The sequence below is a fragment of the Mucilaginibacter sp. genome (assembly GCF_025362475.1).
Lineage (GTDB): Bacteria > Bacteroidota > Bacteroidia > Sphingobacteriales > Sphingobacteriaceae > Mucilaginibacter.
Genome location: NZ_JANYGH010000048.1, coordinates 136,299 through 145,101 on the forward strand (window position 1 = coordinate 136,299; position 8,803 = coordinate 145,101).

An 8,803-nucleotide genomic window follows, 5' to 3' on the forward strand; every position below is an offset into this window, starting at 1 on the left:
TGATGAAGAAATATATAATCACCCTGTTAATTGCAACGGCGATAGGAAGTATAAAAACAGCGCAGGCGCAAAAGGCTGCTTATGAAACCACTGTTGATGGCGTAAAAGTAATAGTACAGCCCAGCGGTAACGATATTGTGGAGATACAAACCATTATTAAAGGCGGTGTACAAAACTACAGGGCCGATAAAATGGGGATTGAATCAATGGCGATGAGCGCCCTTACCGAATGCGGAACTGTTAACCACGATAAAAATAGCTTTAAAAACATTTTGGATAAAGTAAGCGCCACCGTTTACGGTTACAGTAACAAAAACTACTCGGTAGTGCGCATGAACTGTATTAAAAGCGACCTGGATGTAGTTTGGCCGCTGTATGTGGAGGCCATGACTCAGCCCCGTTTTGATGCCAAGGAATTTACCCGTATTAAACAGGATGCTATCAACCAAATAAAAAGCACCGACTCTCAGCCTGATGCGGCTATTGATAAACTTGCTGATAAGATAGCTTTTGTAAACCGCGACTATGCTAAAGATCCGGCCGGAACAGTTGATATCATTTCTAAATTAACCCCGGAAGAAACAAAAGCTTTTTACTCATCCATATTCACCAAATCGCGTTTGCTGATTGTGGTAGTGGCCGATCTTGACCAGGCTACAATTGAAGCCAAAGTTAAGGCTATGCTTGATGGTGTAAAAAAAGGCGGTGCATTTGAGTTTAAAAAAGCATCGTTCAGGGTTTATAAAAACAGCATCAATGTTGAGTCGCGTGATCTGGCTACCAACTATGTAGAAGGTGTTACCAGTGGCCCTATCCCCGGCAGCGAGGATTTTGACGCCTTTAACGTAGCCATGCGGATATTTGCCAACCGTCATTTTTTAGATGTACGTACCAACAATGGCTTATCCTATTCGCCACAAGCGTGGTTTAGCGTTGGGCAAACATCAACAGCCAGGTTTGCGGTAGCAACCACCCAGCCCGATAAATATATAGCTGTGTTTGATAAACTGGTTGATAAGGTAAAAACCGATGGTTTTAAACCAGAAGAGGTAGCCAATATGAAGGTAACATACCTTACCGGTTTCTATTATAAAAATGAAACCAACAGCGCGCAGGCATCATCAATTGCATCAAACGAAGTGCTGTTCAACAACTGGAAACGCTCTTTAACCCTGGTTGATGATGTTAAAAAACTAACAACCGATCAGGTTAATAATGCCTTTAAAACCTATATCAATAATATTGTTTGGGTATACCAGGGCGATCCTAAAAAAGTAAACCAGGTATTATATATCAACGGAACTTTAAACAAAGGCGAAAACGGCGTCAGCCATTAATTGAAGTCAAAAGTCAAAAGTCAAAATTGCATAGCGGTTTTGGCTTTTGGCTTTTATAGGGATAGATAAGCAAATTGCCCATTGCCCGGTTTCAAGTTTGAATTTGAGTTACTCCACAGGAAGCACAGCCTTTTTCCTTCTGCCCCATATTTGCCCTTTGTGGCGGGTGGGTACGGTATCGCCAAGTAACTTGCCCCATGGTTTAAGGCCATCTATGCGGTCGAAAATAATTTTGAGTACCGCTATAAACGGTATGGAAAGAAACATACCCGATAATCCCCAAAGCATATTGCCCAACAATACCACGATAATAGATATCAGCGCATTGATTTGTACTTTGGACGATACGATGCGCGGCACCAGGATGTTATTATCAATAAACTGAATTACCAGGTAAGCAATAACCACACCCAACTGCGTAGAATACCCATCCTTGGTTACCGTAGCCATTAGTACAGGCAAAGCTATAGCAATAATACCACCTATATAGGGCAACAGGTTTAAGATAGCGCCGATAACCCCTATCAGGATCCCGTATTTTACACCAAGCAACATCAACGCCGTAGAATTTAGTACGGCTACAATAGCCATTTCGATAAGTAAACCGATGATGTAACTCTGGATAGCCAACTTGGTTTCTTTAAGCACATCTGCCACACGTTTAGAGTTCTCTTCTGAAAATACTTCGTAAAAGAAATTAAGCAGCAACGTTTTATAGTACAGTATCAAAAAAACATACACCGGCACCACAAACACCAATCCCAGGGTCCCCAAAACCGACCCCAGAGTTTTACCAACCATCGACTGGCTGTTATCCAAAGCATCTTTGATCATCTGGTTTTGCTTCTGCACCGCCAGGCCAAAGGTGGTAGCTACCCATTCCTTTGCCGATACAGTTAAAGAGGCAAATTTCTGCTTCAGCATCGGCAACGAATCGCCAAACTGAATAATCTGGGTGGATAAGAAATAAAACAACCCTGCTATTACAATAGCTGCAATTAACATGGTAATCATAATGGAAAATAGTTTGGGAATCTTTTTATCCTCAAACCGGTTACAAAGCGGGTTAAGCAAAATGGCAATAAAGGCCGAGAATGCTAACGGGACCATTACATCGGCAAGCTGAGCGAAAACATAAACCAATAAAATGAGACCAAACAATATAACGGTACTCTTGAGATAAAAAGGGTATTCTTTTACAGGCATACAGGCAGGAAATAAGGTATACCCAAATCAAGGAGTAAATGACACAATTGTTTTATTTTGATTTAGATAAATAATTCCGTCCCCGCAGGGTCCTCTGCGAGAGACCCTGCGGTTGTACTAAGCCTGTATCATTTACGAAGGCCGCGTTTATGCGTAGTGATCGTGGAACCTCAGGGTCCTCTGCGAGAGACCCCGAGAGGACATAAATAGTGAAAAATTCACAAGTCATACCTATCACTTCATCACCGCCAGCACCTGCGAAACCGGAGCATAAGCTGCCACGAGTTTCCTGAGAAAGTTGCTAAAGAAAATCATCGTTTTTTTTTAAAGCGTTAAGTACCTCATCGGTGTTTAGTACGGTGGCAAACTCGTTATTTAGTTGGGCCAGGGCGGTTAGGTGGATGGTTTCGGCATTGTAATGTTCGCCTTTGATACCAGTTTTGGCAAAGGCGGCGGTGGCATCGGCAACTACGTAGGTGTGGTAACCAAAATTACCGGCCATCCTGGCGGTGGTTGATACGCAATGTTCGGTGGTAAGGCCAACAATAACTATTGTATCAATACCGGCGGCATCCAGCTGCTGCTGCAGGTTAGTACCGATAAAAGAGCTGTTTACCGATTTTTTGATCACCGGTTCGCCAGACAAAGGCTGTACAATTTGTTTGTGCGCGTTGCCGGGATTACCCTCGGCCAGCGGGGAGTTGGGGTTGACCGAGCAATGCTGAATATGAAAAAGCGGCAGGTTGCTTGCCCGCCAGTGATCAAGCAGTTTACGGGCATTTGCTTCGGCACCGGGGTTATTGCGTTCGCCGCCCCAGTAGGGTATGTTATCAAAACCCTGCTGTATATCAATTAGTATTAAGGCGGGGTTGCTGTTGCTGAGTGTTTTCATACCTCAAAATTGCGGCTTTTGAGAGGGCGTAATTTTGTTGTGAGGCCATATTTGTTTGTTTTTATAACACGGGTTCGTTCCGCGCGCTTTTAGGCGAGGCGCCAAACCTTTGCTTATACACTTTTGAAAAATGCGAGATGTTTTCGAACCCGCTGCTATAAGCCACCAGCGAAACCGGGTCGTGCGAGTGCTTTAACTGGTACTCGGCATACTCCAGCCTTCGGTTTAACTGCCATTTTACGGGCGTGGTGTTAAAACTATCGGTAAATTCCTTTTTAAATGCGCTCACGCTGCGTCCGGTAAGCTTGGCCATGTCCTGTATAGATAGCTGGCGGTTAAAGTTGGTTTCCATAAAGTAAGCCAGGTCAATCTTTTTGTTGCTTACCAGGTCCTTTAAAAACGATACAAAAGTTTTGGACCGGTCGCCCGACAAGATCTGCAGCAGTACCTGGTGGGCCGCGAATTTAACGATGCAGCGCGAGTAATCTTGCGGGTGTAAAATATGCTGCATCACCTGGGCGATATTGGCCTGTATAAATTCGGATGTTTTGAAGGTGAAGGGCGGCAAATCGGCACCCTGTTTTTCGTGCCTGAACTCGGGCACATGGCTATCTAAAAAGTAATCAACAAACTCATTCTCCATAAAAATAAGCAGACTGGTATAATCATCAGACGGAAACAGCTGATAATTGCCCCGCCGCCTGAATTGTACATCGCCGGCCGCCAGGTGCTGCACATGGCTGCCATACCGTACATCAATAGCGCCTGTTAAAATTACCTCCAGGCAATGCGCGGTTTGCAGGGTATCGTCGCAACGGAATGGTTGCTTTTTATCAATGATAATGGCATACATGTCCGACAGACGTAACCTGATATGGACATGATGATCGAGGAGGTCTTTAGGGATTTGTATCATTGCAAAACATTAATTATACTAAGCTACATTTTGTCGTTTATCTTTTTTTACTTTTTAATCAATTGTAACAAAGGGATGATAAACAGCAATGTTGTGCGATACAAGGCGTTAAGCTTTTTGTGGCCTCATGCTCTCTTTAAAAAACGACACTGACGGTGCAGAATCATTTCGATTAAAAAAACGAGGCTGTGGTAATTGCGACGGAGATTTAAAACCTCAGGGCCCTATTGAGCGACCCTGAGGACACAGAATGGTTTACTTGCTTGTTAAAACAAGTGATGCGTTTTGCAAGCCTTTGGAAGTTGCAGTAAATGTAATGCTCCCTGCTTTTTCCTTTGTTTGTACTATAGCCAATGCCAGGCCATGGAACGCTTTACGGTATGATACCTTAAATGAATCGTGACTAACCGGGTCGCCGTTATCAACGCTGGCTATAAAGGCTTCGCCGTTGATCTTGAAGTTAACCAGGTTATCAGCATCAGGCACCACATTGCCATCCTTATCCAAAATCCTCACGGTGATGAATGACATATCTTTGCCGCCAGCTTTGATCAGTTTACGATCTGCCGATAGCTCAATTTTGGCTGGTTCGCCGGCGGTATGGATAAGGCGGGTTAAAACCACTTTGCCATTCTTACGCGATACCGCTTTCAATGTGCCCGGCTCATATTTAACACGCCACATAATATGCAGGTCGTCGCCGGTTTTCTTTTTAATGCCTAATGATTTATCATTCAGGAAAAGTTCAACCTCATCAGCATTGTTGTAATAGGCCCAGATATCAATCATTTTGCCGGGTGTCCAGTTCCAATGCGGAAAAATGTGCAATACATCTTTATTTGTCCACTCGCTTTGGTACATATAGTACACATCCTTAGGGAAACCAGCCAGGTCAACAATACCAAAATATGAACTGCGCGATGGCCAGCTATAAGGGGTTGGTTCGCCTAAATAGTCAAATCCGGTCCAGATGAACATACCTGATAGGAAATCGTATTTCTTCATCACCTTCCAGGTCATTTCGTGGGTTGCCCCCCATGGTGGTCGCACGTTATCATAGGCCGATACGTTGTTGCCTTCCCTTACAAAAGGTTTATCCCAACTCTCGGGCCATACACGGATGCTATCTGATGGCATTTCATAATAACCGCGGGTTTCTAAGCCCGAGGTAGTTTCTGTAGCGATGAATTTTTTACCGGGGTACCTGTCATGAAAACCTGCATATTCACCCTCATGATAATTGTAACCCACCAAATCTATAGCACCTGATGCAATGATCTTGTTATTTTTATCGGGGTTATTATTGGCACTGGTAATAGGGCGGGTTTTATCAAGGCTATGTACAATTGCTGTAAGTTGCGGCGCTATCCTTAAAGCAGAAGTATCGCTCTGCTGTCCTATTTCATTCCCAATGCTCCAGATCATTACACTGGGATGGTTACGATCGCGCAGGATCTGGTCTTCCAGATCGCGTTTATGCCATTCCTTAAAAAACAGGTGATAATCGTATTTAGCCTTTGCCCATTCCCAGGTATCAAAAGCCTCATCCATTACAATGAAACCCATTTTATCGCACAGATCAAGCAACTCCGGAGCCGGCGGGTTGTGCGAGGTACGGATACCATTACATCCCATCGCTTTTAAAATTTGCAGCTGACGCTCCAACGCGCGGATATTGATAGCAGCGCCAAGGCTACCCAGATCGTGGTGATCACATACGCCTAAAATCTTCATCGCTTTACCGTTCAGGCTAAAACCTTTGTCAACATCGAAGTTGAAATAGCGGATACCTACAGGAGTAGTATATGTATCAATAACGGTTTTGCCTGATAACACTTGCGTAACTGCTTTGTATAAATAAGGCTTATCAACGCTCCACAATTGTGGATTTTTAACTGTCAGTGTTGCTTCTGTTTCAAATACAGTATCCTTTAATTGATCTTTTGATGGAATAGCCCCACCTGCAGCAATCACTTTACCCGCAGCATCATAAAGCGTAGTTTTCACTGTTACTGATGACGATGCGGAAGCATTTTTAACCTGCACCTTTAAATTTACTTTTGCCGATGCTTCACTTACATCTGTTGTGGTAACATAAGTTCCCCAATGGTTAATAGCAACCTTGCTGGTAGTAACCAGCCACACATTCCTGTAAATACCAGAACCTGAATACCAGCGCGAATTTGGCTGAACAGAGTTATCAACCTTAACTGCTATAACGTTATTACCGCCAAAGTTTAAATAAGGAGTTAGCTCATACCTGAACGAGATATAGCCATTAGGCCTGAAACCAAGGTGGTGTCCGTTTACCCAAACATCACTCTTCTGGTAAACGCCATCAAAATCAATATAAACCAGCTTACCCTTTGATGAAGCGGGAACTGTAAATGTTTTGCGGTACCAGCCTATGCCACCCGGTAATGCACCACCTTCGGGCGTTGCAGGGTTATCCTTGCTAAATTTACCTTCAACGCTCCAATCATGCGGCAGACTAAGCGACCGCCATTTGGTATCACTCGTCGCCGGATTTTCGGCATGGGGCACATCGCCCAAATTAAAGCGCCAGCCCTTATCAAAATCAACAGTTTGGCGACCTTGCTGGGCAAAACTACCGGCACAAAAAAACAGCGTAATAAGCAACAGACCGTATGATTTTACAGCCTTTGCAGTGAGTTTTAAAGAAATCATAAATGAATTTAGGATTAATTGTATTTACGACACTAAATTATAAATAATTGTGAGAAATAGAGCCGGAAAATAAATCGATGTTATTACCTATAATAAAGATCCTGATACTCTGAAGAAGTAATAACTTTCAAAAAGCTTTGTCATGCTGAGGTACGAAGCATCTATTCGCAGACAGTTCAGAGCGAAGAAGTATGGCGTAAAATAGATCCTTCGTTCCTCAGGATGACAAGAATTAAATAATATATCTGGGGTAAGCAATATTAGCTCCGGCTACTTCTTCACCGTATTAATCATACTAAAGCCAACCAACTCATCCCAGCGGGCAGCGGGCGGTCGGTAATATACCAATAGCTGATAATCGTTCTCGGTTTCAAAATGGCTGCCTTCCAAAGGCACATCGTCGGCGTTGTTATTTTTATCAACCCAAACATATTCGTAATCGTAAACTCCCTGCTTTAACAGCAGGTTGATGTAGTACCTGCCAGTTTCATCGCGGATAAGTCTGCTATGTTCGTCCAGTTTATAATCGTTAAACATACCTACAATGTATGGCGTACCCTCACCTGCCAGTTTATTGGCAGCAAGACTGAAATACACATGCGCGTAATCTGCATCGGTACGCGGGTCCCGACCATCCTGATTCAGGATAAAGAATTTGCCGTTGTTATCATAATATAAAACATAATCGGGACTATCGCGAATGGGGTCGCCCAATAATACTACGATGTTTGCCGTATCCTTATATATTTTGGCTACACGCTGCGAATTAAGCTTTAACGTACGCATATCAAACAACCTGAACTCATTACGGCCGGGAAAATCATTAATGGCTACATCATTATAGATCAATGAGGAACCCCGGATATTGGTTGGCTGGATATTTAAAATACCGGTGGAGGTACGCGCATTCTGCATAACCAGTGTACGGATCTCGCGGGTTGGGTTTTGAATTTGCAAACTTCCGTAATCAACCGTAAAATTTAACTTTTGGTTGGTTTGCCGCGTTTGTGTATTAGGGGATGCAATAGTATTGGCAGCGATAGAAACTTTTTTGCCAACAACATATAAGCGGCGGGTAAGCACCATTTTTGATTGGTCGCCATCCTCATAAACTTTCAATATATAATTACCGCTTATTTTGGGGGCGATGTTATCATTAGGGATCAGCTGTTCGTAATGGGTATATTTTTGAAAGGTACCGGTTGAATAGCTGTAATTATACAAGCGATCGTCCTGGAAACTTTGCAGGTATTCGGCAGGTGATAAGTTGGATGAGTTCCATTTGGTATCGCAATGCTCAATGGTATAGTAGTAATTACGACTGCCACCACGCAGATCATCAAATGCCAGCAACACCTTTTCATCTGAGCCCAGGTTAATTACTGGGAATGGCTGCTTACCGGTACCGTTAAACTCCACGCTTTTAATGGCGGGGTTGTAAATGTTGTTATCGTATGGGGATTGGGCGAAGGATTTTAGGGAGAAAAGGACAAGCAGGAATAGGATTATTGATTTAGAAAACCATGCGTCATTGCGAGTTGTAAAATTTCGCGAAACGTTAAAGGGTAAGTGATGTTGGCATGATACACAGCCCCAAAAAGGCCTGTCAGTCTGAGCCTGTCGAAGACTCGCGCGGAGAGGCCTTTGCCCGCTATGGTTCGACGGGCTCACCATGACATCCCACCGCCCGTCATTGCGAGGCACGAAGCAATCCCCAATATGCAAAGCGGCCTTGCAAGGTTGCCCTGTAAAATGGGGGATTGC

6 protein-coding genes are annotated in these 8,803 nt (G+C 43.7%); 1 reads left to right on the forward strand and 5 read right to left on the reverse strand.

Going from position 1 to position 8,803, the window contains the following annotated elements; genetic code table 11:
* Positions 1 to 2 precede the first annotated feature (2 nt).
* Positions 3 to 1,337, forward strand: a complete 1,335-nt coding sequence (locus tag Q0R88_RS15950; protein ID WP_295717864.1) for a pitrilysin family protein — start codon at positions 3 to 5, stop codon at positions 1,335 to 1,337.
* Positions 1,338 to 1,445: 108 nt separating this feature from the next.
* Here the strand turns inward: Q0R88_RS15950 and Q0R88_RS15955 are convergent, their stop codons facing one another.
* The 5 genes from Q0R88_RS15955 to Q0R88_RS15975 form a co-directional block, all read right to left on the reverse strand.
* The gene (locus Q0R88_RS15955) at positions 1,446 to 2,543 is read right to left on the reverse strand and encodes an AI-2E family transporter (RefSeq protein ID WP_295717868.1); all 1,098 of its coding nucleotides are present in this window, start codon (positions 2,541 to 2,543) and stop codon (positions 1,446 to 1,448) included.
* A gap of 301 nt (positions 2,544 to 2,844) precedes the next feature.
* Positions 2,845 to 3,435 (reverse strand): cysteine hydrolase family protein, encoded by a 591-nt coding sequence (locus Q0R88_RS15960; RefSeq protein WP_295717870.1) that lies wholly within the window; start codon positions 3,433 to 3,435, stop codon positions 2,845 to 2,847.
* A 61-nt stretch (positions 3,436 to 3,496) separates the two neighbouring features.
* Entirely contained in the window at positions 3,497 to 4,351 is an 855-nt protein-coding gene (locus Q0R88_RS15965; RefSeq protein WP_295717873.1) for an AraC family transcriptional regulator, read from the reverse strand.
* Positions 4,352 to 4,606: 255 nt separating this feature from the next.
* On the reverse strand, positions 4,607 to 7,039 hold the full coding sequence (galB, locus tag Q0R88_RS15970; protein ID WP_295717875.1) for a beta-galactosidase GalB: 2,433 nt from the start codon (positions 7,037 to 7,039) through the stop codon (positions 4,607 to 4,609).
* Between the two features lie 270 nt (positions 7,040 to 7,309).
* Positions 7,310 to 8,458: a DUF5103 domain-containing protein gene (locus tag Q0R88_RS15975; RefSeq protein ID WP_295717877.1), complete on the reverse strand. Its 1,149-nt coding sequence runs from the start codon at positions 8,456 to 8,458 to the stop codon at positions 7,310 to 7,312.
* Positions 8,459 to 8,803 lie beyond the last annotated feature (345 nt).

Coding starts and splice junctions, on each gene's coding strand:
- Q0R88_RS15960 (WP_295717870.1), bottom strand. CDS start 3,435: ATGAAAACACTCAGCAACAGCAACCCCGCCTTAATACTAATTGATATA.
- Q0R88_RS15965 (WP_295717873.1), bottom strand. CDS start 4,351: ATGATACAAATCCCTAAAGACCTCCTCGATCATCATGTCCATATCAGG.
- Q0R88_RS15950 (WP_295717864.1), top strand. CDS start 3: ATGAAGAAATATATAATCACCCTGTTAATTGCAACGGCGATAGGAAGT.
- Q0R88_RS15955 (WP_295717868.1), bottom strand. CDS start 2,543: ATGCCTGTAAAAGAATACCCTTTTTATCTCAAGAGTACCGTTATATTG.
- galB (WP_295717875.1), bottom strand. CDS start 7,039: ATGATTTCTTTAAAACTCACTGCAAAGGCTGTAAAATCATACGGTCTG.